21 protein-coding genes are annotated in these 23,492 nt (G+C 53.4%); 7 read left to right on the top strand and 14 right to left on the bottom strand.

What is annotated here, in order from left to right:
- Positions 1 to 7 precede the first annotated feature (7 nt).
- The 5 genes from LUQ43_RS00895 to LUQ43_RS00875 form a co-directional block, all read right to left on the bottom strand.
- A complete protein-coding gene (locus tag LUQ43_RS00895) occupies positions 8 to 1,066 on the bottom strand; it encodes a type II secretion system F family protein (RefSeq protein WP_299962819.1) in 1,059 nt (352 codons plus the stop codon).
- A gap of 2 nt (positions 1,067 to 1,068) precedes the next feature.
- Complete coding sequence (locus LUQ43_RS00890) at positions 1,069 to 1,992, bottom strand: type II secretion system F family protein (RefSeq protein ID WP_299962817.1); 924 nt, start codon at positions 1,990 to 1,992, stop codon at positions 1,069 to 1,071.
- A complete protein-coding gene (locus tag LUQ43_RS00885) occupies positions 1,985 to 4,228 on the bottom strand; it encodes an ATPase, T2SS/T4P/T4SS family (RefSeq protein WP_299963133.1) in 2,244 nt (747 codons plus the stop codon). The genes LUQ43_RS00890 and LUQ43_RS00885 overlap by 8 nt, the downstream gene beginning before the upstream one ends.
- Before the next feature lie 367 nt (positions 4,229 to 4,595).
- Positions 4,596 to 5,354: a roadblock/LC7 domain-containing protein gene (locus tag LUQ43_RS00880; RefSeq protein ID WP_299962815.1), complete on the bottom strand. Its 759-nt coding sequence runs from the start codon at positions 5,352 to 5,354 to the stop codon at positions 4,596 to 4,598.
- A gap of 12 nt (positions 5,355 to 5,366) precedes the next feature.
- Positions 5,367 to 5,714 (bottom strand): roadblock/LC7 domain-containing protein, encoded by a 348-nt coding sequence (locus LUQ43_RS00875; protein WP_299962813.1) that lies wholly within the window; start codon positions 5,712 to 5,714, stop codon positions 5,367 to 5,369.
- Positions 5,715 to 6,858: 1,144 nt separating this feature from the next.
- On the opposite strand from LUQ43_RS00875, the gene LUQ43_RS00870 reads away from it, so the two are divergent.
- The 3 genes from LUQ43_RS00870 (at position 6,859) to minD (ending at position 8,986) form a co-directional block, all read left to right on the top strand.
- Positions 6,859 to 7,539 carry a hypothetical protein gene (locus LUQ43_RS00870; protein ID WP_299962811.1) on the top strand — a complete coding sequence of 227 codons (681 nt, stop codon included), beginning with the start codon at positions 6,859 to 6,861 and terminating at the stop codon, positions 7,537 to 7,539.
- 56 nt (positions 7,540 to 7,595) lie between these two features.
- Positions 7,596 to 8,123, top strand: a complete 528-nt coding sequence (locus LUQ43_RS00865; protein ID WP_299962809.1) for a hypothetical protein — start codon at positions 7,596 to 7,598, stop codon at positions 8,121 to 8,123.
- 71 nt (positions 8,124 to 8,194) lie between these two features.
- Positions 8,195 to 8,986 (top strand): cell division ATPase MinD, encoded by a 792-nt coding sequence (gene minD / locus LUQ43_RS00860; RefSeq protein ID WP_299962807.1) that lies wholly within the window; start codon positions 8,195 to 8,197, stop codon positions 8,984 to 8,986.
- 114 nt (positions 8,987 to 9,100) lie between these two features.
- Here minD and LUQ43_RS00855 read toward each other — a convergent pair whose 3' ends face one another.
- The 3 genes from LUQ43_RS00855 to LUQ43_RS00845 all read right to left on the bottom strand — a co-directional run bounded on the left by LUQ43_RS00855 (position 9,101) and on the right by LUQ43_RS00845 (position 12,262).
- Positions 9,101 to 9,895: a response regulator gene (locus LUQ43_RS00855; protein WP_299962804.1), complete on the bottom strand. Its 795-nt coding sequence runs from the start codon at positions 9,893 to 9,895 to the stop codon at positions 9,101 to 9,103.
- Between the two features lie 58 nt (positions 9,896 to 9,953).
- Entirely contained in the window at positions 9,954 to 11,519 is a 1,566-nt protein-coding gene (locus LUQ43_RS00850) for a Cache 3/Cache 2 fusion domain-containing protein (protein WP_299962802.1), read from the bottom strand.
- A gap of 131 nt (positions 11,520 to 11,650) precedes the next feature.
- Positions 11,651 to 12,262, bottom strand: a complete 612-nt coding sequence (locus LUQ43_RS00845; protein WP_299962800.1) for a hypothetical protein — start codon at positions 12,260 to 12,262, stop codon at positions 11,651 to 11,653.
- Positions 12,263 to 12,424: 162 nt separating this feature from the next.
- Here LUQ43_RS00845 and LUQ43_RS00840 point away from each other — a divergent pair, with 162 nt between their 5' ends.
- Positions 12,425 to 13,624 (top strand): A24 family peptidase C-terminal domain-containing protein, encoded by a 1,200-nt coding sequence (locus LUQ43_RS00840; protein ID WP_299962798.1) that lies wholly within the window; start codon positions 12,425 to 12,427, stop codon positions 13,622 to 13,624.
- On the top strand, positions 13,625 to 13,993 hold the full coding sequence (gene hisI / locus LUQ43_RS00835; protein ID WP_299962796.1) for a phosphoribosyl-AMP cyclohydrolase: 369 nt from the start codon (positions 13,625 to 13,627) through the stop codon (positions 13,991 to 13,993).
- Between the two features lie 86 nt (positions 13,994 to 14,079).
- Here the strand turns inward: hisI and LUQ43_RS00830 are convergent, their stop codons facing one another.
- Both LUQ43_RS00830 and LUQ43_RS00825 read right to left on the bottom strand, forming a co-directional pair.
- Positions 14,080 to 14,349, bottom strand: a complete 270-nt coding sequence (locus LUQ43_RS00830; protein ID WP_299962794.1) for a hypothetical protein — start codon at positions 14,347 to 14,349, stop codon at positions 14,080 to 14,082.
- Between the two features lie 118 nt (positions 14,350 to 14,467).
- Positions 14,468 to 15,469: a hypothetical protein gene (locus LUQ43_RS00825; protein ID WP_299962792.1), complete on the bottom strand. Its 1,002-nt coding sequence runs from the start codon at positions 15,467 to 15,469 to the stop codon at positions 14,468 to 14,470.
- Between the two features lie 327 nt (positions 15,470 to 15,796).
- Between LUQ43_RS00825 and LUQ43_RS00820 the strand changes: the two genes are divergently transcribed.
- On the top strand, positions 15,797 to 16,927 hold the full coding sequence (locus LUQ43_RS00820; protein ID WP_299962790.1) for a PH domain-containing protein: 1,131 nt from the start codon (positions 15,797 to 15,799) through the stop codon (positions 16,925 to 16,927).
- 62 nt (positions 16,928 to 16,989) lie between these two features.
- On the opposite strand, the gene LUQ43_RS00815 is transcribed toward LUQ43_RS00820, so the two are convergent.
- The 3 genes from LUQ43_RS00815 to LUQ43_RS00805 form a co-directional block, all read right to left on the bottom strand.
- On the bottom strand, positions 16,990 to 18,570 hold the full coding sequence (locus tag LUQ43_RS00815) for a PKD domain-containing protein (RefSeq protein WP_299962787.1): 1,581 nt from the start codon (positions 18,568 to 18,570) through the stop codon (positions 16,990 to 16,992).
- Positions 18,571 to 18,824: 254 nt separating this feature from the next.
- Positions 18,825 to 19,487 carry a DUF4013 domain-containing protein gene (locus LUQ43_RS00810; protein ID WP_299962785.1) on the bottom strand — a complete coding sequence of 221 codons (663 nt, stop codon included), beginning with the start codon at positions 19,485 to 19,487 and terminating at the stop codon, positions 18,825 to 18,827.
- 453 nt (positions 19,488 to 19,940) lie between these two features.
- A complete protein-coding gene (locus LUQ43_RS00805) occupies positions 19,941 to 20,645 on the bottom strand; it encodes a hypothetical protein (RefSeq protein ID WP_299962783.1) in 705 nt (234 codons plus the stop codon).
- A 266-nt stretch (positions 20,646 to 20,911) separates the two neighbouring features.
- Between LUQ43_RS00805 and LUQ43_RS00800 the strand changes: the two genes are divergently transcribed.
- Positions 20,912 to 21,643: a hypothetical protein gene (locus LUQ43_RS00800; RefSeq protein WP_299962781.1), complete on the top strand. Its 732-nt coding sequence runs from the start codon at positions 20,912 to 20,914 to the stop codon at positions 21,641 to 21,643.
- Positions 21,644 to 21,787: 144 nt separating this feature from the next.
- Here LUQ43_RS00800 and LUQ43_RS00795 read toward each other — a convergent pair whose 3' ends face one another.
- The gene (locus LUQ43_RS00795) at positions 21,788 to 23,389 is read right to left on the bottom strand and encodes a PKD domain-containing protein (RefSeq protein WP_299962779.1); all 1,602 of its coding nucleotides are present in this window, start codon (positions 23,387 to 23,389) and stop codon (positions 21,788 to 21,790) included.
- Positions 23,390 to 23,492: the final 103 nt, after the last annotated feature.

Genomic DNA, 23,492 nt, shown 5'->3' with positions numbered 1-23,492 from the left:
GAAAAAATCAGATGAAGAACCGGAAGGTCACCCATGCAATCAGAAGCATGAGCGCCGAGTACTTCAGGCCGCCAATAAACCGTCCTTCACCCATCTGCCCGGCAACAAGACCCGAGAAGAATCCCTGCATCATGGCAGCATGGGAGAAGAGTCGTTTGTACACGAAGATATCTACATTCCCCCCGAAACCCTTTGCACCTGAAGCGCTTGCTGAGGCACCGGCGGTTGCCATCGTGGTCAGGAACGATGAGACGAGGATGGCAATGACAAAGAGGAAGACCGCAAACGAGACCAGCACGATGACCACGTAGATCAGCATGTTATTGGATCGTTCAGACTGGAGGTTGACAACTTCAAAGGTATCTTTTGCTGCGGCCCGCAGCACCTCACTGACATCACCGCCGGCCTTGCTGGCCTTTGCAATCAAATCAACGCTCCTGTCAGCAAGCGAGGTGCCAAGCCCTTTACCGAAATGGTAGAGTGCCTCGACAAAACCTACACCCCATGACATCTCGTTGTCGAGTTTCCGGATATGGGGTGTCAGGGTCCCGTACTCGGACGATGCCACAATATGGACGGCATTGGGCAGGGTCATACCGGAATCATTCATGCCGGCAAGATCCCGGAAGAAGTTGGGCAGGGAATTCTCAAGGTTCTTGACCCGGCTCTGTTCCTTGAAGTCAAGGAGGGCCATGGGAACGATGGCAATCATGACAGCGAACACCAGGAAGTCATCAACGGACGTGGTAGTGAAGATGACCTTCATGCCATAGGTCTGCACCATGAAGATGAAACCCCCGAAAAAGACCAGGAGCGCCACAGGGAGGCAGACGACCAGGATGTTCTCGGGCCGTTCCGTGAGAACCTGGACAGGATGTTTCAGGAACTTCCCTATCCCTTCGCGGTTCTTCCGTTCCAGTTCAATCTTTTCGGTGATCTCGTTGAGCTGCTCTTCTTCGGTAGTGTTCAGGTCGGATCTCCCTGGCCCGGGTGTCTTTACTACACCGGGAGTATCCGGTACCCCGGCTTTACCGGTAACCTTCCCGAGAATATCCTGTATACCCATAATCAGGTCTCCGGAGTCATGGTACTGATCATAACCACAAATGCAACGCTTCCCAGAGGTATCATAAGGTAGATGACCGCATAGAGGAACATCGGATTATTGTCCCCTGATATCACCGACATGATGGACTGGAGGATGATCAGGAACAACGTTCCTGCGACCATGGCCGTGACATAGGATTCCGAGATGAGCGCCAGGGTATCGAGGAAGAGTTTCTGGGTCTGCCGGTTCTCAAGGGCATACTGGTCGGCCTTGATCCGGAAATACTCCGTCAGGTTGCCGCCGCTCGATATGCTCGCCATGGCACCCTGCAGGAATTCCTTCATCCGCTTGCTCGGCGTACTTGCGGACACCAGTCTCAGGGCGTCGACGAGATCCCTGCCGAAGATATCGATCTCGCGGGCCACATACCGGGCTTCTACCGAACTTTCCCCATAGATCGGGCTGTCGCCCAAGAGGCGGAACACCTCTGCCGGGGTGATACCGGCGGTGGACATCGAGGTGACATAATTGATTGCATACGGCAGGGTTGCATCGATATTGCGCTGCCGGTTCCCCGCTTCGATACCAGGATACAGAATGAATGCGGCATAGGTAATCCCACCGAAGATCAGGAGAGAAAAGATCGTGATGAGAATCGTACCGATCACCAGGCTGTGGGCTGCGAGCGGGACAATAAAACCGGGAACCGCGCCCTTGTACTTGATCAGGGCGGGAAGTTTCAGGATCCAGGAGAACAAGCCGATTACTACTGCCATGCAGAACCCGACAATGATGGAACTGATAAACGCCGTGGAGAGGTAGACCTCAAACGGTGTCTTGAGCCGGGCGGATATCAGGTCGTTCTTGAGCTGGGCATATTCCTCCCGTTTCCCTTTCATCCGGTTGCCAAGGAGATTGAAACAGAGTCGCTCGTAACTATTCATACAGGTCTTTCCGGACTTTCTCGATGACGGCCTCGGGGTCGCGGTGGTAGGAGATCAGGATCTTTGCCACGTCCTTGTAGTGGCGGATCTTCTTGATGCGCATCCACTCCAGCACTTCCTGCCGGCGTTTCAGCTCCTCGCGCATCCGGTTCTCGCTCCAGCCTTTTGCCTCCATAATCTCCTCGAGGATATAGGACTTGCCGGAGTAACTGATCTCATCGGTTGCCGAACGCCACTTGAAGACCTCGTTCGTGATCAGCTCGTTGGTCCTCGGGTCGATATCGAGGATCTCAACGATCTGCTTGTTCCTCCGGATCCGTTTCCCGCCAACCCGTGCCTGTACCTGGATACAGATGAAGTCAAGGGATGAGAGCATGTTCCGCGGCACGTCCATGGGCGGGTTCTCGATACGGTGCACGACACTGGCTACCGAGTCCGCGTGCGTTGTGGAGTAAGTCACGTGCCCCGTGCTCATTGCCTGGAAGAGGGTCTGGCATTCCTTGCCACGAACCTCCCCGACAATGATGTACTCGGGACGCTGACGCATTGCAGCACGGAGGAGTTCATACATGTTGATCTCGCCCCGCCCGGCAGAATCGAACGAGTCACGGGTGACACTCGGGATCCAGTTCGGGTGCGGAAGCTTCAGTTCCCGGGTATCTTCAAGCGAGACGATCTTGGCCATCGGGGGGATGAAGAGCGAGATGGCGTTGAGGGCCGTGGTCTTTCCCGATGCGGTGCCGCCCGCAAAGATTGCCGATTTGCCGGTCTCTACCGCAAGCCAGATGTAGGCGATCGAGAGCGGGGCAAACGTGTGCCACTCGATGAGATCCGTTGGCGTGATCGGTTCGTCCTTGAACTTACGGATGGTGAAGGTGGACCCATGGGCGGTCACTTCGGTGCCAAGAGTCATCTGGATACGGGACCCGTCCTGCATGGAGGCATCGAGAATCGGTTCGGCAATGGAGATATATTTCCCGGCACGCTGGGCGAGTTTGGTGACGAATGAGTCCAGCTCTTCGGAGGTGTGGTACGCAAGCGTGGTCTTCATCGATTCATAGCTGGCATGGAAGGCGAAGATCGGCGTATGGACACCATCGCACGAGATATCCTCGATATATTTGTCGTGCATGATCGGATCGATCAGGCCGTCACCGAGGAAATCCTTGTGCATGTTGTAATGGAGTTTCTCTTTCTGTACCGGGGTAAGACGGATGCCATAATCCTGCAGGATCTCATTTGTTGCAGATCTGAGCTTCTGCCTGGCCTCCTCACGGGAGAGGTCTTTGGTGTTAATATCAAGCGTCTCGAAGAGGCGTTCCTTGATCTCCTTTAACAGGTTCTTCTCAGGTTCCGTAAGGACCGGTTCGAGCACATTGTAGGTATATTCGTGGGTGGAGTGATCATAGGTGATCCGGACATAGGCATAGGGCTCGTTGACCGGGTACATCTCCATCTCCTCGATGCCCGCCTTGGGAGCAAACGCGAGATCCACAAGCGCCCCGTGTTTCCTGGCATCATACTCCTCTTCGGTGGTCCGTATGGCTGCAAACAGGCTGGCAATACTGAATTTTTTTACCGCGGGTTTGAGGGTTTCCTTGTCGCTGAGTGCCGTATCCGCAAGATCCAGATCATGGAAACCTGCCGTTGAGAACTCCTTTTTCCAGATCTCAGCAAACTCATCCGGGAGCTCGCCGATGCCGGTGCTTTCAAAAGCATTGATGCGGCTGTGCAGTTTGAGTTCCTCGATATGGAATGTTGCACCCTTGGGCAGGATCAGGCCGGTAATGTCGGAGATCTGGTCAACGGAGATGATCTTCTCATCAGTAACATCCTCGGATTCTGAGAGGGGCTCATCTTCCTGGACCGCCTTGGCTTTTCTTGCGAGTTGTTCCTTTTTGGTGACGATACGGGGATCGTCATCCCGGATCTCAGGGAGAATCTCTTTTTCCGCTGCAGGAGACGGGGTCTCTTGGGATGAGGGGGATGGGTCTTCCGACAGCACGTCCTTTCGGGCTGCGGGAGGTTGAGATGGAGCGGATTCAACCGGGGTCGATGAAACATTACGGACAGGAGCCGGTGCAGGAGGTTCATCCTCCAGAAGATCATCGAGATTCAGAATCGGCGGGGCTGCAGGTTCCGGCAGCGATGCTTTTTCCGGTGATGATATGCTGGAGGGATCCGGCTTTGATACAACCGGCGCACCATCCTTTGAAGCGATGCCCAGTTTTTTCATGAGAAGCGAGAAATCCCCCCTGGCTGACGGGGATTTGGGCACGGACGCGGGAGCAGGCGGTGCAGGAGTTACCGGGACAGAAGGAACCTCTTTTTTCGCATCCGGCTGATTTGGTTTCTTCTTTCCTCCGATCTGCTCCAGGAGACCGTCCACATCGCCGAACGAATCATCATCGTCATTACCCAAACCTGATCCCTCCAAAGTACTGTTCGCAATCCCCAGACATCGTTATTTCCCTGTCTTTTCTCCAGGGAGACCGGATGATCTGTACATACATACTGGCATTCCCTGAACCGGATGATGGTCTTTTATGAACTATAGTCACCGGTTGCGAACCCACATCAATCATGGGGTCCATACATCTCCCTCATCCGGCACTCTCCTTCTGGATACTTCTGAGCAGCACCCTGATTAATCCGAGCTGGGCATCGGACGAGGTGAAGAGGCAGAGATACAGGTCACCACACGGAGCGATGATCAACTTGTTGCTGCCGGTCTCAAGGATAAGCTGATCGAGATCGCCAATCCCCATCTCCTGGGCAACCTTTGTCCCGGCCCGCACGAAATCCTCTGCAAATGCCGCCACATGCTCGAAATCCTTGTCCCCGTACGACTGTACCGGGAACCCTTCAAAGAATGCTGAAACTGCAAGTACTCCCGGCAGGCTCATGATCTTCCGGAACCTGGCCTCATCGGGGAGACGGGGGGTAACCGGTACCGGGGAGACTATCTTGTTCACGGAAGGGGATGGCGGAAGAGACGACACCGCTGTTTCTTCTTCGGATGGAAGTATCCTTACAACAGAGGGGAGGATGAGTCCTTCTTCCCGGGATATACTGATCGCCCGGGAGAATTCCGAGGGATTGTAACTCCGCAGGCTGAAGATCTCGTCATCCCCGCTGTCGGTGTCAAACGAGATATGGGAGAGGGCCGCATTTCCTTTGAAACTGCCCTGATCTGATCGGAAATACGCAGCAAACAGGGTCCCCTTATCGGCAAGGACAAATCCCTTGCCTGACCCGGACTCGACCTCAATGGCCCCGGTGAAAGACCGCAGTTCCCGGGCGGCATCCTCGTCACGAGGTGTGGAGATGGTTCCTCCGTCAGTTCCTGCGGGAAATTTCATAAAAAATGGGGATCAGAGCGCTGCAACAATTCTCTCTTTGTTCTTCTTCAGTTCGTACCGGATCCGCCCGACATTTGCCGAGGTATCGGCCACCAGGGCGATGAGTTCATCCGCCGATAAGGGGGATAAGAGGATCGGCCCTTTTTCAAGTTCCACCAGCATCTGCAGGAGTTCGCCCTTCCCCAAGGTATTTCCCATGGCCTCGGAAGTTCCCAGACCGGTCGATGCCATGGCGCCGAGAGCCTCAAGATCCACCTTTCCCGAGACAGCACTCTCAATAACAAAGCCGTCCCGTCCCACCACTACGGCAGCGGATACTCCTTCCACTTTAAGGAACTCTTCTAATAATGGTTTTAGCATATACCCACCGTGATATAAAAATATCCTCTTGTGTTTCATCTATTAATAGATTGTTTTTTAATTTTACGGAAAATTGAGTGTATTTAAGGATAATCACGCAATGTAAGAGGATATCGTTCGATCCTGAAATAAGTATTGAAGAATACCGCTCTGCCCCCAGTACTTCACTCAATGCCTGCCCGAACCAAAGAAAAGTTACGATCCAAACCGGCAGTGGGCACCGGATATGGTCACTCTACAGCAAACAAGCCAGCCGAATATTCAACCATCTTCCAGAAACATTGCGACCCGGTACCTGCCGACTATCCACTATTCACAAAGCATATTTCAGGGACGTACGGGATTCCTGCAATTCGTCTGGATTAAGGTATTCTCCAGAGCATATTTTTTCAAGCAGACCCTGCTGAAAAATGTTCAATCGCGATCACAGGGTGTAAGTTAACGAACCGGTTACCGGTTAATTAACCGATAATTCAATTGAATAACCGACAATATTTTGCAGTTTCCGGCGTGTTGTGAGGGATTGATCTACCAGACCCTGCCTGAAAAATTTTGAGTAGGGGTCGAGGGGGTGGTTGAAATTTTTTTTTGCCCGGTAGAAAGCATTTCGATATGCTAACGCTCCCGGGCTTATATTGCACTCGTTGAGCGAGGGTCTGGCGGTGTACTTCCCGTGCGGACAAACCAACGTGATTCACGTAAAGACAGTCGGAAATTTTCTCCCTGACCTGTTGGTCACGGGCGGTAAAATATCAAAGTACACCGCCCTACCCCCCCAAGCCCCTCCCATTTCCGAGCCGGATTCATGCAGTTTTACGGGATGACTGAAGGGATTGTCCTGGCTCCGGTGGGAGCGGGGGTCGGACGGTGTACAAACAGGGTGCATGACAGATGCCCTATCAAAAAGGGATTTCTCCAGAGTTTTTTTTTAATCAGGGATCGATTGCGATGCTGATAATGGTGTAACTATTCACTCAGGTTTTTGGCAGGCAATGTACATTACCAGGATTCACGGAGGAATTATGAGAGAAGTACGGGCCCCATAATTTCTGTGAGTACGAACAGGAGGATCGCCCTGCCCATTTTCATATGCCGACATCAATAAAAAGAAACTAAATAGGAGAATATCGTAACACCCTAATGAATGCAACTCCCGCGGGGTACCTTCCTTGAGATCCGGAAGAACATATCCATAGAGAGCATTATTGCCGAAATGGAACAGAAGAGGTTCACCGGTACGGGCAGCATCTTTTCCGGCCCGGTCACAGCAACCTTCGTCTTTCGGGAAGGTACCTGCATCCTTATAAAGTTCCGGGGAAAAGGCGGGGACACCGGGTGGGCAGAGATGCAAACTGCCCTCGGAGAAATGGTGGATGTGATACTTGCATCGCTGGACGAGGCTCAACTCAAACTCTCCATTGAGTTCAATCCAACCTGTAAAATCGTAAAAACGGGTACGATCGGTGCATCTCACCCCGGGAAGGCACGAAAAATCCCGGCTGTGCAATCAGCAGCATTCCCGGTTGCACCGGTCCAGCACCCCAAAACCACAATACCGGCACCAGCAGCTCCTGCATTCCGCAATAAAATTCCCTTATCAGCAACACCCTCCGCGACCGTGGTACACCGCCGCGAACCAGTGAATGCAGTTCCGGAAGCCAGGACTGAACCAGAGAGTGCCGCAGTTCCCCCCGTCGATGATGATCTCGAGAGCAATATCGATGCGCTGGACAGCATGGACCTTGATCACGTAACAACCCGTATCCGGAGCGACTGCAAGAATCTTATCAAGCAGCTCCAGATGGATCATCTGATGGAACGCTGACCCGTTTACCGGAGTGGATCGTTATTCCTGCCATACTTCCTCTTTCCGATTCGCTGGTGATCATCCTTACACTGGTTGTTATACTTGCCATCATTGCCGCAGCAATGCTCCTTTTCCGTGCACGGTCCAGGAAACGGGAAGGGCCCCGCCAGAACTTTGCCTACCAGCCGGAACTCAGACCGGTATTCCCCCTGGCAAAACGGACTGCACCCGAAACGAATGTCCCGGTCTCACCTGTACTTCCTCCGGTTAAACCGGGTAATGTTATTGATGGCCAGACCACGATAAACGGGAGCCTGCGTGCCCTTGCGGTGAAATACTCCCTGGACCAGTTTACCATCGCCACATCCGACGGGCTCCTGTTTGCTTCAAGCGGGGGAACATCTGCATACGAGGATGCTGCACAGTATGCCGCGCTGTATGCCAGCAGTCCCACTGACGAATCCGGGGACATTGTCCTTATCGGACTTACCCACCAGGGATCTGATCTTGTTGGAATTGCCCGTACAACGCTCCAAATCCCCAGGGAAAGGCGCAGGATGATTGCCGAAGAAACCCAAGTTATTTTAAACTGGTGGCTATAAAACGAATATAAGAAGGAGCAGACACTGGATTATGCAGTTCACCGATCACGCATCGCAGATCAGGTCACCCCATGGTTAAGGTATATACCATCGCTTCCGGCAAAGGCGGAACAGGTAAGACCATGGTGTCCGTCAACCTCGGCACCATGCTTGCCCAGCTGGGGAAAGAGACCTATCTCATGGATGCCGATATCGGTATGGCCAATGTCGGCCTTATCATGGGGCTCCAGGATGCCCCGGTCACCCTGCACGAGGTGCTGGCCGGAAAGGGAAAGATCGATGATGCAATTTATACCACGCCGGGCAACCTCAAGGTGATCCCCAGCGGCATCTCTCTTCAGGGATTCCAGCAGGCCGATCCTGAGAAGATCCGGGATGTGATGAGCGAACTGGTCAAGCGATGCGAATTCCTGCTGATCGATGCCCCGGCGGGTATCAGCAAGGATGGTGTCGTCCCCCTTGCCATTGCCGATGAAGTGATCCTTGTTGTCAATCCGGAGATCTCCTCTATTGTCGATGCCCTCAAGACCAAGATCCTGACCGAGGTTGTTGGCGGGCATGTCCTGGGATGCATCATTAACCGCACGGACCAGGAAAAGAGCGATGTCATCACCAAGAAGATGGAGAAGGTCCTGGGCGTCCGGGTAATCGGCATCATCCCGGAGGATGCCAATGTGCGGCGTGCATCATCTGCCAAGACCCCGATTGTTATCAAGTACCCGACATCGCCGGCGTCACGGGCGATAAAGAAGATCGCATCGGATCTCGCAGGTATCGCATACAAGGAAGAGAAGACAACGGAAGCAAAAGAAGGATTCATCGACCGGTTCAGCCGGGTTCTGTTCAGGAAGAAGCCTGAATAATTCATCAGGTATTTTTCCCTGCCACGTTAACCAGCGGCAGGTTATTTCTCCGGCAATCCCCATCGCGAAGACCTCGGGGTTGCAGGTATACCGTTTTGGATACCTTGCCGGCTGTTATTTTTTAATCGCAGCCATCCGGATCTGGTCGAGGGTCTTTTCCCGGACATGCATGAGCACCCCGATCAGTTCGTGATTGTCATCCTTGATAGGGCGCACCGTAACCGATACCTTACGGGTCTTGCCGGTCGTGGTCACGATTGCAGTATTGAATTCATAGGTGACAACGAGCATCTGTTTAACCACTTCGGGGACCGGGTCAGGGACTTCGTCCCCGCTTGTATCGTTGATGATCATCATCACCTTGCGCCAGTGGTTCATCAGGATCTCCTTCTCCCCAAGTTCAAGAAACCGCGCCGCATAGGGGTTGAAAAAGACAATCCTGCCCCGGGTATCCAGGACGAAGACCGGATCCATGATCATCATGAGCTTCTTTGGTTCGCCGATCGGCGGGACATCAAAGTATTTCTTCCGGATGCCATGGTTGTACAGGGCCAGCTCGACATTCGACGAGAGATCCTTGTCGGAGAACGGCTTGAGGATATAGCCAAGCGGCTGGGCATTCTTTGCGCGTTCCAGCAGGGTATCGTCGCAATGGGCCGTCAGGAAGACGATAGGCATATGGAAGAGCTGGAAGATGAACTGTGCCGCGGCCACGCCATCCATCTGTCCTTTCAGGGTGATATCCATCAACACGAGATCGGGTTCCAGTTCAGCCGCCTTGAGGATCGCTCCCTCGCCGGAATCGATCTTCCCGACAACACTGTACCCTCTCCGCTCCAGCATGGTGGTGATCAGGTTAGAGATGATCTCATCGTCTTCAACGATCAGGATACGGGGGATGGATACCATGGGAATCAGGGAAAAGTTTTATAAAAATTGGTGGAGATGCTATTTAAAAAAATTGGATTTACTCCTTTTTATTGGTAATCGCAAAGACACAGTGCTCGTCCCCTTTGGACTTGCACTGGATCTCTTTTGCATCGACCCTGATCCCGAACGATCCCTCGATGATTCCGGCGAGCAGGCCGGCAGTGCAGTAACAGACATTCTTGCCGATGTTCCCGAAGGATTCGGACTCGACCGTATGGGAAAGCGTAATGGTCCTGGTCTTTGATGCCTCGTCCCAGTCTTCCTTGACGAAATTGAACCAGCCCATCTGGGAGTAGAAGGCAAACGCCATATCGCAGATGGTCTTGGGATTGATCTTTTTAAGTTTCTCTTCCATTAACGTGCCGTAGACCATGTCTTCAGGGATTCCGACAAAAAGGATACCGATGATCTCTCCTGCGGAATTCCTGATTGGCTCATATGCCACGACCATCTTTTTACCAACAACATCTGCAGTGCCGTAATAGGTCTGCCCGTTCTTGATCACGGCATCGTAGACAATGCTTGAAATCTCGGTCCCGACAGCCCGCTTGCCGTCAGCGCCAATAACGTTGGTAGATACACGGATTGCCTTATCGCCGATTTTCTGGAATACGGTGGCCTTGCTGCCCACTTCCTTCTCGACGGAATCAACAACCTCGAAGTTATCGTTGACGATATGGCTGCCATACGCAATCTTGCCTCCGGAAACTGAAGGCGCCCCGAATGCGGTGAAACGGCTGTCCAGCAGGGTGAGATCGTTGTCAAGTTTGGTCCTTGAGAGGTCAAACGAGACACTCATCTTCTTGTAGTGCTCGACATTTTCCTTGCCCATGTCCTTGTATGCACGATAATTGACACCGCTTGCCGGCGCCTCTCCCATGGTCTTCTTCAATGAATTGGTCATGGACGTGAAGATGAAGCGGGGCATCATGACCACCGGTTCATCCATGAGGGAGATCTTGCCCTCAAGGGGTTTGTGCTCGATAAACTCGGTGATGGCAGATTCGCCCTTGACAATGGCTTCAGCCTTGAACCTCCAGCTCGCAGGGACCCGGTCGGCAACGAACTCGCAATACTCGTCGCCTTTCGCATGGCAGCTCTTCTCAAGACAATACCACGACTTGCCGGTCACTGACATGAGGACTCCTTCGATCCAGCCCTGGTGGACGCCACAGACTGCCATGTTCCAGTCCTTGAGCACCACGGACTCAAACGTGTGCTTGGTCCTGACGACGATCCGCTTGTCACTGGCCGAAACCAGCTCAAACGGGGCACCCCAGCCCTGCTGGTGCTGGAGCTTGAAGACCAGCATCAGGAACTCTTCGGGTTTTAATTCCATGCCGAGCTTCTTCAGCATATTGTTCAGCCCGACGGAGCCCGCCCCGACTGACCGGAAGAGCTTGCGCACCGCTTTGACGGCAAGTTTCCGGTTAAGATTGGCCTCGTACATCTCATAAATAGCCTTGATAAGATAATTCGGGTTGCCGGCTGTTTTTACCCCGAATACCGAGTACGTTCCCGCAAGCGGGTCGAGTTCGATATAGGGGACGATGGTCTTGTCGCCTCTGATCAGCGCCTCAAAATCTTCGCGACCAATCTTCATGAATCTCAATTCTGGTATTATTCAATTAAAAGGATTTCGAATTGTATTTTACAAAGTAAATAGTTAAAAACATGATTTAATTAAAAAATGACAGGGGTCAAACCTTAAATACTGCCTGGGAAAAATCGACTTCAGAGATCAATTACCTGGTCCGGTGATGCTTCAGTGAATTGCACAGGGAAGGCCCGGATGCTCTGGCTGCGGTTCTGTACAACGCATTCATAGATCCCGAACAGTATCCGGAACCCCACGCTGCCATCGTCGAACGTCACGTCGCTGCCAACCACCCGGCCATCTTTCCGCATCGTAACGCGTACACCTTTCTGCGGCTCCCGGTCCTTCATAATATGGAGGGTAAGGTGCCCGATCGCCTCCCGCTTGATACCAATTTCTTGGATTTCATGCGTACTGCCCCGTGTCAGGTGATTCTTCTCGAAGATTCGGCATCCCATAACCAGGGCCTCGACGATATCCTGCTGCACTTCACAGAGCGTAAACGAATCCATATGCGTGAGCGGCATGACCGCCCGGTCCCCATAGAGCTCCCCCTTTGCATCGATGTAGATAGCTCCATCCGGTTCACCGCTGACAAAGGCAAGGCAGGCAATTATCCCGGGCTCCGGTGCAATGGCAATACCGCTGACTTTGTCTTTCATGGCTGCCTTCAGCAGATCGGGAAGCGGGAAGGTGCCCATTTTTTTTGCATTTTTAAGAACAGTATCTATCAGGTCCTGAATATCCATGAACAGACTCCACCGGTTTTCAGTCAGTGAATGCCCAAAAACCCGTGATTCATACGCATGGTGATATGCGATACAGGATAATATATAATTACGGAAGCTTTACGGGCGTTTTGAAAAATCGCCATACATAAGTGTTCCAAGAAGAGACAGTATACCGGATCTATGGAACTGTTCTACCCACTCATCATCTCGGCGATCGCGGTCCTCATTACGCTGGTCTACACATCGTACCTGGACATCCGGGATCGCCGCGTGCCGTTCATCCACTGGCTCCCCATGCTCGCCGTGGGTGTAACCTGCACATCGGTATTCCTCTGGCAGCAGACGGCAAGCATGAGCCTCGTCACCGGGTACCTTGCGCTCGTGGCAAGTTTCCTGTACGCGGACTATCTCGATAACCGGGGCCGGACCGATTCATTGGGCCTGACCGGGTATTATGCAAAGTCCCGCATCTTCTGGTACCTTGCCCCCGTACTCATTCTGCCGGCGCTGTCATGGTTCGTTCTTGCCCCGTCGGTGAATATCCAGCTTATTCCCTGGTACGCGATGTTTGCCGGGGTTTTTGGGTACATCTCCTGGATGGAGTACCGGGGATGGCCGGAGGAGCCAAAGAAGAAGGGGAAACAGAAGGATGCACACCGGGAATCGAACGTAAGCGAAGTACTGACCCGCTGGTATTTTGTGCTGATTGTCCTGATCTTCGCGATCACCTCCGTCCTGATGTATGGCAGTACCGGGGGGTGGGGCACATCAGCCATCGTGATCCTGCTTCTTGCAGTCTTCTGCGGGGTTTTTTACACCTTTGGCCGGATGCACCTCTTTGGCGGTGCTGATGCCTGGGCGCTTGTTTTCATCTCGCTCTGTGTGCCAACCTTCCCGTTCACCCCGCTCCTTGGCACCTCCCCGATCGGGTTCCTTGCATTCTCGGCGCTGATCAATGCCCTCCTGCTCAACCTTGTTGCACCAGTAGCAATCTTCGTCATCAACATTGTCCGGGGCAACCGGGCCCCGCTCATGTACCTCTTCTTCGGCTTCCCGGTCAAGGGCTCGGCAATCCAGAACGAATGGGGTTTTGTGATGGAGGAGTTCGAAGAGAAGGAGGGTAAGGTCAGCAGGAAATTCATCGGGTTCTTCGATTCGATCAGGAGGATGTATGCCGGAGAGGGAAGGATCTATACCAAGGATCTCCGGGAGCACCCGGAAGAGTTCACCCGCGAACTCGCGACATACAAAAAAGCCGGCACGGTCTGGATCTCCTATGCCGTGCCGTTCATCATCCCCATCACCGCAGGATTCGTCACTGCCGTGATCTTCGGGGATTTCCTGTTTGTGATTATGAAACTGGTTACCGGAGGAATCTAGATGTTACCCCTGAAATTTGCCGACGGGCTGATCCCCGTCATCGTACAGGATGCACAGAGCCGCGAGGTACTGATGATGGCCTATGCAAACGACGAAGCGGTCCGCCTCACGCAGGAGACCGGCTTTGCCCACTACTACAGCCGGAGCCGGAAGAAACTCTGGAAAAAGGGAGAGGAGAGCGGCCATTTCCAGAAGGTGCTGCGGATCTTTGCGGACTGTGACGAGGACTGCCTCATCTACGAAGTTGAACAGACCGGCGCTGCCTGCCACACCGGATACCGGACCTGTTTCTACCGCACGCTTGACGGTACCGTGATCGGCACCAAGGTCTTTGACCCTGAAAAAGTATACAAGAAACCCGGGCACTAACAGTCCGTCCCGCCCGGTTTTCATATTCTGATTTTACCTGATCATTCCCGGATATCCCGCAGTCATCGTCATGCTCTCACATCCCCTCATGTCATACCCTGCCCGGACACGAGTGTGGACTGTCCCGGCACAGGCTGACGCCCCGGGAGTCCTTCCGGCCAGACCTCCTTTGAGAGCGCAAGCAGGCAGAAGAATGCCGCAGCCTCGACCGGGTCGGAGAACCGGGCCAGTTCCGCATCGGTCCGCTGTTCCAGGATATCCGTGATATACCGTCCGTAGGGCTGCTCATGGATCTTCAGGGCCCGGGTGGTCTTCTTCCACCGGAAGATCAGCGGGTCCAGTTCCGTCCGTTTCATACTGTTCACCGGATCCCCGTTGGAAGGGTGGGCAGATGAACCTCCGGCATGCAGGAGGTGAAAGTGTGGTCCCGCCCTGCCACCGGGAGTGCCGGGGATAGCAGAACCACCCGCACAGCTACGAGACGCTCAGGGGATCGAGTTCAAGCAGCCCGTATTTCTCACGGAGATACCCGAGTTGCCCGTAGTTGAAATCGTCAAGGTACATCCCCTTCTCGTCCCATTCGGCACTGTTCAGCACCGCATCAAAGGCCTGTGCATCGGTATACTCCTCGCTGATCTGGTCAAACGAATCCCCGTCAGATATCCGGATGATCTCCGGCCGCGATCTGAGTTTCCCGATACCCGCGTACGTACCATTGTCAAATGTCATGATGCTGGGCGTGGTAGTCTCGATAAAACAGTAACCGGATCCGTCGATACTGTACTGTTTCGGGCATTTAAGCCCGAGCGCCATGTGGTGCTCCGGGTAATACAGGAGAAGGGCAGTCCCGTATCCCATCTCTGAGAGGACATAGGCCATCAGGATCGATTTGTCCTCGCATTTCCCCATATCATAATACAGGACTTCATACGGGTAGAGCGTCCGGGTGGTCTCGGCATAGGGAATATGCTGGATCAGGCTCACGGCAATACGGGCCCGCTCGGGACGCAGGGTGCTCCGGTCGTTCAGGTTCTCCACGAATGCATCGAGATAGGATCTCTGGACGGGATCGCTGACATACTGCCGGTAATAGACTTCAAGCGTGGAGAGATTGTAAAAGTCCGTAGGGCGATCGGGATACCGGTCCCGGAGGTAATCCCGCACGCCGTCATAGGTGGTGTAATACAGGAACTGCGAGCGGCTTCGTATCGCATACGCGAAGGGCTTCTTCTTCCCGCCGGTCTCAAGAACATCCTGCGGGGGTATCGTGGGTTCTGCCGTAATAACCGGGGTTGCCGTGGCAGGGCCGGGGGGTACCGGGGAGGGTGTTACGGTCTCCGTCTCCACGATAACAAACGACGTCATGGTGGGGGACGATGCCGGCACCGCAGCATCATTGCCACGGGGCATGATACACCCGGCACCGGCAAGGAGTACGATAATAAAAATCAACAAAACCCGGTCTGCCCATGTCACAGAATACGATACGTGGACGTGCAATAAAAAAGGATAGTGCCTCCTTCTGCCTGCCGATCGCCGGGAGCAAACAGGAATTTATTTTATCCGCTCTGCGCAATAGTGACCTGACGATACATGAAACCGGTCAACGTATGTCCCCGATGCAATCGCAGCACGGATCCGGCCAATAACCACTGCCCTGACTGCGGCTGCCCGCTGGGCACAGTTCAGCCGGTTTCCTTTCCGCAACCCTTCCCGGAAAACCGCGGCGGACCGGACACTGCCGATGATAAACCCCTCTTCTCGGCCAGACCGGAAGCACTGAGTTTCATCGGGAAATATCTCATGGCACCCATTGCGATCTATCTTGTTATCGCCTGTGTGGCCATACGCTGGCTGCTGGACGGGATGTACCTTGCAGCATCCTCAGCCGTGTCCTCATCGATCCCATCCCTTGCTCCTGCTGCAACAACCGGGTCGGTTGCAGGGTATCCTGATGTGATGACCCAGTATACCTCAACGGTCAGCCAGTACTCGAACGGGATCAACGATTCAGCAGCGCTCACGATCCTGTTCATCGCCCCGATAGGGATTTTCCTTGCGGTGATCGCGGCAGGCTGGGCGATGCGTAATGCAGCAATGTGGACCGGGCCGTTCATTACCCTTGGCCTGAGCGCCATCACGGCGTTCGTACTTACGCACGGTTCGGCAGGCCCGGAGATCTCCGGAACATTCATTTCAGTCCTGTTGCAGTGGATCGCATTCCTGGTCCAGCCATTCAGCATCGTTGCCACGGTCATCGTACTTGCCACCACAGAGAAATTCCGGCAATCAATCACGTATACCATCACCAGCAACGGGATTTACATCCGGGGAGGAGTCTGGAAGCGGCAGGAGCACATGATCCCTCACCACCAGATCGGGAGGGTGGTGCTGGAACAGGATTTCCTTGGTGCTCGGTACAATTACGGGACGGTGATCGCGCAGAGCATCACCCGCTGGGGTGCAGAGACATCGTTCAGGGGCGTTGGTGCCAGCGGGCAGAAGGATAACCTTGGTGTCGGGATCGGGTATGCAAAAGGCAGGGAAGAGGCTTCGCGGTATCCCCTCGACTGCCTCTTCGGCATTCCCGACCCGCAGAAGGCCCGGCAGATGCTGGAGACGTTCATGTGCAGGCCGATGGCACGCGAGGAAGAGCAGATCGCTTACCTCAAAAAGATCTACGAGAGCCATGCGGGTATGCCGGGCCCCGGACAGGTCACCAGGCCCACCGCCCCAGGGGGGAACTCGTCAGGCACGGATCCAACCAAACAACCGGGTGCGGTAACCTGGATTACGGAAGAGGATCTCCCGGATTCCTGTGCCTGCGTTATCTGCGGAAGAAAGGAACTGCCCCACCACATCGGGAGCGACAGGCGCTGTTATTGCCACGAGCATATCAGCACCGTCCGAAAGGAGAACAGGCGCCGTTCCTGAAAACCAATCCTGAAAAATATTTTTAAAATTCAAATCTACCGGATCACCTCTTGCTCTGCCGTTCAGAGATCCTTCCGGTGTGAATGTACCTGTCCCTGAGGGGGTCTTCTCATGCGGAGAAAACCAAGGGCACCAACACCCACAAGGATGACCACACCAACGATCACGAATATATTGGATGATTCTCCCTGCGAAGATGCTTCAGATGTGGCTGTGACCTCCGGTGTTACAGCAGCCGGGGGTTGTTGCATGGCAGCCTCGGTGGCTGCAGGTGCCGGCGTCCCGGTCATGGTTGCGGAGGTCGAACCATCAGACATGACAATGATGAAACTGCTGGTCGTTATCGTCCGACTCCCCCCTGCATTGCTGGCAATCAGGGACACGGTATAGGTACCCACCGAGGTATACCGGTGCTTCGGGTTCTGGAGCGTTGATGTGTCACCGTCACCAAAACTCCATTCCCACGAGGTCGGAGAATGCGTGGTAGTGTCGGTGAACTGGACCGTGAGCGGGGCAGTACCGGTCATGACATCCGCCGTGAACGAAGGGGTCGGGGGAGTGACGGCAGTCACGTTGATGTAGTCCGCAATCGAGGTGGTGTTGCTGCCTTCGGAGTTTGTTGCGGTGAAGACCACGGTATAGGTTCCTTCAGCAGTATACGTGTTCACCGGGTTCTGTTCTGTTGAGGTCCCGCCATCCCCGAAGTACCAGTACCACGAAGTCGGGGAATTCAGCGACGTATCATTGAACTGGACTGCCATCGGGACGGGACCGGACGTCACGTTGGTTTTGAATGTGGATATCGGTTCAGTTTCATCCACTGTGATGTAATCCGTCTCGGTATCCGTGTCGCTGCCGCCGGAATTTGTTGCGGTCATCGTAACAGTATAGGTACCGGAGGTCACGTACTTGTGGGACGGATTCTGCAAGGTTGAAGTCCCGCCATCGCCAAACGACCAGACCCACGAGTTCGGGGAGTTGGAGGAGGTATCAATGAACTGGATCGTGAGCGGGCACGATCCCGAGGTCTCGGTAGATGTGAACGAGGCGCCCGGGGATGATGAGGTTGACGATACCGTGATATAGGCCTCCTTGGAGACCGTGGAACTCCCCGCGGTATTGACTGCGGTGAGTGTTACCGTGAAGCTTCCGGTGCTCGTGTAGGTGTGGGTCGGATTTTGTGAAGTCGAAGTTCCGCCGTCACCAAACGACCATGCCCAGGTGGAGGGGGAATTCGTGGAGGCATCGACAAACTGAACCGCGAGTGGCTGCGTTCCCGAGGTGATATTGGCGATGAATGTCGCAGAAGGGGATGATGCGGACTTGCTCAGGGTAATATACCCGGACTTGGTGGTCGTATCGCTTCCGTCAGAATTGATTACGGTCAGTGTGACCGTATAGGTGCCTGCTGAAGTATATGTATGTACCGGGTCTTCCTCCGTTGACGTGCCACCGTCGCCAAATGACCATGTCCACGTGGAGGGACTGTTTGTCGAGGTATCAATGAACTTGACGGAGAGAGGGATGCCCCCGCTCGTGATGTTTGCGGTGAGCGATGCGTCCGGTGCGCTGGCACCGGCAACTGCCGGCAGAATTAAGAGCCCGGCAGCAAGAAAAAGGAAGAGCCACACGGTTTGTTTCATACGAGTCATCCAGATAAATAGAAGGTAACCGCCCCGGTGAGAGGGTAACTATTGCCGGGACGGTGATGATACCTGATACTGCACCGGGGTATATATTTTCGGTGCATCGGGGGAGTGATGCCTTGATCGCTACAGGTGAATAATTGAACCCGGATGGATCCTTTATCCGGAACGCGGTTATTTGCGTTTTTCACGGGGAAAATTGCGGTGGCGTGTTCCCTGATAGGAAAAAAGTGATGTGAGATGTTGGGGGGTTACGCTGTCCCTGCCGCGTCATAGACCTGGCAGAGGTAGCGGGCCACAAAGATCGAGTAGGGTGCAAGGATGATGAACTCCACCACGAGGCCCAGCATCGGTACGATCATGTTCAGACCGCTGATGACCGCGAAGAAGATGACCTGGACGATGATCAGGACGATCATGGCAATGATGTAGGTGCCCCAGCCGATCTTACCGATAGTCTCAAGGATGGCACCGAAGTTGAAAGCCTCACCCATGCTGCCGGTCCGTGCAAAGCGGATGATACCGATGGTGGCAAGGAGCCCGGTGATGATGGCAACGATCACGAGGAGTATGAAGCTGATGATGGCTCCGGTGACGAATGCCATCATGGCTGCCGTGTTCATCGTTGCAATAGCTCCAATCAGGCTGCCAGCCAGCAGAACGAGGATAATTATACAGGGAATAGCCCAGATGATGCTGACGATCGCATACTTGATACCGTCAATGATGAGGGTGCCCCACCCGTCTACTTCCGGCGCGGGCTTCTCGCCACGGAAGACCTTTAAAACGTACCCGAGCAGCGGAATCGTTAAGAGAATTGTTGCGATAAGGAACAACAGCCACTGTTTCCACTTACCAATCACTGAATCCTTTGCATAACCAAAGGAGTCACCAAGAACACTTCCGTAATCCATAACTGTGTTTCACCTTGTACCGATGTCCGGCGTATTTCCAATACGGCTCATATCTATAAAAAACCGGCAGGAGTAATTTCACTGGTGTGCGATTGGGCAGGTAAGAAATCTAACTTCTCCTGAACTCCCAGTACCCCGGAAAAGGTGTGGTTCACCCTGCCGATTGCCATTATTTTATAACACTGGTTGGAGAATCGTTGTGCTCATGTGATTTCCAATCAGCCTGCTTCTGTATCAATGCAGATTGAACAGATTATTTATGTACATGTGGATACCGTACAGCCGACATACATACCGGTAGAAGACGAAGGGCAGGACCTATATAGTATCAGCAGTTGTCAAGTTGCATGGCCAATAAGGATTGGGAATGGGGTTGATTGCGGTTAGCAAGATTATGCTCCAACGAGGTCAAAACACCTGGGAATAACCGGCACCAGAAAAAGGAGTTTGCACCTACCGGTGCTTTGTCGTCGTGACCGTCGGGGTAATCACAACAGACTTGTACATGTTTTCAACTTCCAAAGAGTTTGGGGAGGGATTCTTAAAAGCAAAGATATAGATCGTTCCGTCCACATCCGTGAAGATGTAGGATCCCCGCATAGTTTTAGTATCAAAGTCCATCTGGTAGGAATCATAACCGGAAATTTTGAGCTGATAATTATGCTTGGTGATGGTAATTGAACCATAACTCTTCTGCAGCGCAAGTGTTACGAGATTGAAGTACTGCTCAAAATCCGTGACTGTGTTCGGGTCGACATCAATGCTGAGTGTTGTATAGGCGGACGTGTCAGGGTTTGTCCCATCGGGATTCTGTTGCCCTGACGAGATGTCTGGAGAGTAGAAGTTGGCGATGTTCAAGGTAGTGCGCCCGTAGTCACGCAGGGCAAGTTCCGAGATCTCTTCTTTCTGCCAGTCAGCCGGATATGAAACGGAAACGCCATCAGCAAGATTGGCTTTAACAAGCTGAATCTGGGTCTGGGCGGGAGTCGCTGTCGCGGCAGTTACAACCGGGACCACGGTTGTTACGGTCGTACCGATAGACGCCAGTGACCCAGTGGATTGGGTAGGGGAAGTGGTGCACCCAGCAGAGAATACGCCACATGACAGGATCAGGATCCAGCACAGTACGGGAAAAACGCGAGAGGTAGTAAGGTTCATGTTATCAACGAGAAAATGCTGTATTTTGTTATTAGAATACCGATTTGCATATTAAAGACCAATCGTCGGGTAAGCTCATTAAATATTCTAAAACAGAACGAACGCAAGTGCGGGAGCGGGGTGTATCGATCGCATGTTACAACCAACAGGAACATAACCGATCGTATTTAACATATTCCCGGTAGTATAACCAATCAATGAAAATAATTCCATTCATTATTTTCTGCATAATCCTGATCTCCGGATTAGTATTCAGTACCGGGTGTATGTCTTCAGTACCTGCGGGCAATGTAACTGTGGTCACCCGGACACCTGCAGCTCCTGAAACCCCGACAGTTTCTCTGCAGGTTACCACTCTCGCGAGTGAACCGGTTCCTGTCGCAACCCCCACACCATCACCTGCCGCCACAACACCCGTGATTACTCCTGCGCCAACAACCACCTGGATACAAAAATCATCCATCACCGAAGCAGCCAATGACCCCTATATCGTCATCCTGGAATTCTCGAAGGATTATTTCAGATCGGACCTTCCCGACTGCGGTATGAGGATGGCATTCCCGCAAGTGGCAAACAACACGGGATACGGCATCCAGGAACCCAATACCCGGCTGGACGCATACTCAAAAGAACAGATGCTGGCATTCCTGAAGGCAAATGCCATGCCGTATACCTCCGATCTAATGGAGGTTGATCCGTACATCGCCAACTATGTCGATACCAACAACCTGGGGGGTACCAGTTGCATGGGAACGGTTACATCACCGACATGGAATTTTGTCAGGATTGATGCGACCATCATGCCCCGGAATGCCAGGCCAACGAACTATGACATCGGCATCAATATCCGGTCCAGGGGAAAAGTATCTGCGCAGCTGAGACTGAACCGGACCCTGATTCTTGACCAGCCGGTTATCTATGAACTGTATGTCCCGGTAAAGACTGTGGAGATGGACCGGTTCGATAGCCTAGAGATGGTATTCCATAAGAACGCATGAGCGGGTTTCTGACAATCCCCTTTGTTGCCGGGACACCCGGGATGCTGCTTGCAAGAACTCATCGAAAATGGCAGGTGCATGACAGCGGCCTTCAGCACAACATTAACACGGATTAAAAAAAGGGATTAGAATTCCATACGGGGATCAGAGATCCCTTCCCCGTGATCCGGAATAACCCCGGGGCGGCCTTCTCCTTAGGATCAGGATCACGATAACCACAGCGATCACAATAATGAACAGGGCTGGGATGAGCCATGACGGAGTACCACTCAATGACCCGGTTCCGGAAGCAGCAGGAGTCTGCGTCACTTCGGGTGCATTTGTGGGCCCCATGGTCATGACTTCTTCAGTAATGGCTGGTGTGGCAGTCGGCAGGGTCGTTGTACCCATAACCGTGATGCGGCCCGAAGAAGTGTAGGTGTCGCTTCCCTGGGAATTGGTTACTGTGAGGACTATCGTATACGTGCCGGCGCTGTAATACGTATGAACCGGATTCTGTTCTGATGACGAGGATCCGTCACCGAACGTCCACTGCCATGAAGTGGGCTTGTTTATCGAGGTATCGGTGAAGTGCACGGTCAGCGGTTCCAGTCCGCTGGAAGTGTCAACAGAAAAGGATGCCGATGGGGTGACCAGTGCAGAGACGTTGATGTACTTTGGCCTGCTTGTCGAATTGGATCCCTCACTGTTCTTTACGGTCAGGACGATCGTGTAGGAGCCCTTGTCGTTAAACACGTGCAGGGGGTTCTGCACGGTTGAACTGCCCTCATCGCCAAAATACCAGCTCCAGGAGGTCGGGGAGTTATTGGAGGTATCGTTGAACTGCACAACCAGCGGCGCAGTCCCCGAAGTGACATCGGCTTTAAAGGAGGCGATTGGAACTGCCATCTCCGCGGTAATGTAGTCGGGTTCTGTAGCGGTGGAACTGCCCTGGGAGTTCGTGGCGGTCATGGTGACCGTGTAGTCTCCCGCTTGAGTATACGTATGGGTGGGGTTCTGGGTAAGAGCGGAATACCCGTCGCCAAACGTCCAGAGCCAGGATGTCGGGCTGTTTGAGGAGGTATCGATAAACTTCACGGTGAACGGGATCGTTCCCGCGGTGGTGGTTGCCGTGAACGATGCATCCGGTGCAATCGCTTCTTCGCTCACAGTGACATACGAGTCTTTCGTCACCGTTGCACTGCCACCGGAGTTCGTGGCGGTCATCGTCACCGTATAGGTACCCTTCTTCGTGTACGTATGACTCGGGTCCTGCTCCGCTGACGTCCCGCCATCACCGAATGACCAGGCCCATGAGGTCGGGTTTTCCGTCGAGGTATCAATGAATTTGACCGTCAGGGGTATTGCTCCGGTCGCGCCCGTGGACGTGAATGACGCCACCGGGGATGCATTGGATTCCGTGCAGGTGATATAATCACCCCGGCTCAGGGTATCACTGCCGTCTGCATTGGTGACCGTGAGGGTGACCGTATAGGTTCCCGTCTTCGTGTAGGCATGGGTCGGATCCGAGTCTACCGATGACACACCATCACCAAACGACCAGAACCATTTGGTCGGGGTATGGGTTGATGTATCGATGAACTGCACGGCAAGGGGTTTATCCCCGCTGGTATGGTTCACTGTAAACGATGCATCCGGCGCAGTGGCGCTTATCACCGGTACCAGGCCAATGATCATGACAAGAAAAAGAAGGAAACACAGCCAGAGTGTAATCCCGTCTGCCCGGTTCAGCCGCAGGTCGGCCACCGGGTTTTTTGAAACGGTGAGATGTTCACCAGATCGAGATAGGTAATTCGTAATCAAATCCCTCCCACAGAATGTACTATAGAGGAGATTAGTAATGATCTTC

Origin of the sequence: Methanoregula sp. (assembly GCF_028679125.1) — an archaeon.
Lineage (GTDB): Archaea > Halobacteriota > Methanomicrobia > Methanomicrobiales > Methanospirillaceae > Methanoregula.
Note: the sequence above shows the minus strand (reverse complement) of the source record. Positions and strands in the feature narration are given on the sequence as shown.

Coding starts and splice junctions, on each gene's coding strand:
- LUQ43_RS00895 (WP_299962819.1), bottom strand. CDS start 1,066: ATGGGTATACAGGATATTCTCGGGAAGGTTACCGGTAAAGCCGGGGTA.
- LUQ43_RS00890 (WP_299962817.1), bottom strand. CDS start 1,992: ATGAATAGTTACGAGCGACTCTGTTTCAATCTCCTTGGCAACCGGATG.
- LUQ43_RS00885 (WP_299963133.1), bottom strand. CDS start 4,228: ATGAAAAAACTGGGCATCGCTTCAAAGGATGGTGCGCCGGTTGTATCA.
- LUQ43_RS00880 (WP_299962815.1), bottom strand. CDS start 5,354: ATGAAATTTCCCGCAGGAACTGACGGAGGAACCATCTCCACACCTCGT.
- LUQ43_RS00875 (WP_299962813.1), bottom strand. CDS start 5,714: ATGCTAAAACCATTATTAGAAGAGTTCCTTAAAGTGGAAGGAGTATCC.
- LUQ43_RS00870 (WP_299962811.1), top strand. CDS start 6,859: ATGCAACTCCCGCGGGGTACCTTCCTTGAGATCCGGAAGAACATATCC.
- minD (WP_299962807.1), top strand. CDS start 8,195: ATGGTTAAGGTATATACCATCGCTTCCGGCAAAGGCGGAACAGGTAAG.
- LUQ43_RS00855 (WP_299962804.1), bottom strand. CDS start 9,895: ATGGTATCCATCCCCCGTATCCTGATCGTTGAAGACGATGAGATCATC.
- LUQ43_RS00850 (WP_299962802.1), bottom strand. CDS start 11,519: ATGAAGATTGGTCGCGAAGATTTTGAGGCGCTGATCAGAGGCGACAAG.
- LUQ43_RS00845 (WP_299962800.1), bottom strand. CDS start 12,262: ATGGATATTCAGGACCTGATAGATACTGTTCTTAAAAATGCAAAAAAA.
- LUQ43_RS00840 (WP_299962798.1), top strand. CDS start 12,425: ATGGAACTGTTCTACCCACTCATCATCTCGGCGATCGCGGTCCTCATT.
- hisI (WP_299962796.1), top strand. CDS start 13,625: ATGTTACCCCTGAAATTTGCCGACGGGCTGATCCCCGTCATCGTACAG.
- LUQ43_RS00830 (WP_299962794.1), bottom strand. CDS start 14,349: ATGAAACGGACGGAACTGGACCCGCTGATCTTCCGGTGGAAGAAGACC.
- LUQ43_RS00820 (WP_299962790.1), top strand. CDS start 15,797: ATGGCACCCATTGCGATCTATCTTGTTATCGCCTGTGTGGCCATACGC.
- LUQ43_RS00815 (WP_299962787.1), bottom strand. CDS start 18,570: ATGAAACAAACCGTGTGGCTCTTCCTTTTTCTTGCTGCCGGGCTCTTA.
- LUQ43_RS00810 (WP_299962785.1), bottom strand. CDS start 19,487: ATGGATTACGGAAGTGTTCTTGGTGACTCCTTTGGTTATGCAAAGGAT.
- LUQ43_RS00805 (WP_299962783.1), bottom strand. CDS start 20,645: ATGAACCTTACTACCTCTCGCGTTTTTCCCGTACTGTGCTGGATCCTG.
- LUQ43_RS00800 (WP_299962781.1), top strand. CDS start 20,912: ATGTCTTCAGTACCTGCGGGCAATGTAACTGTGGTCACCCGGACACCT.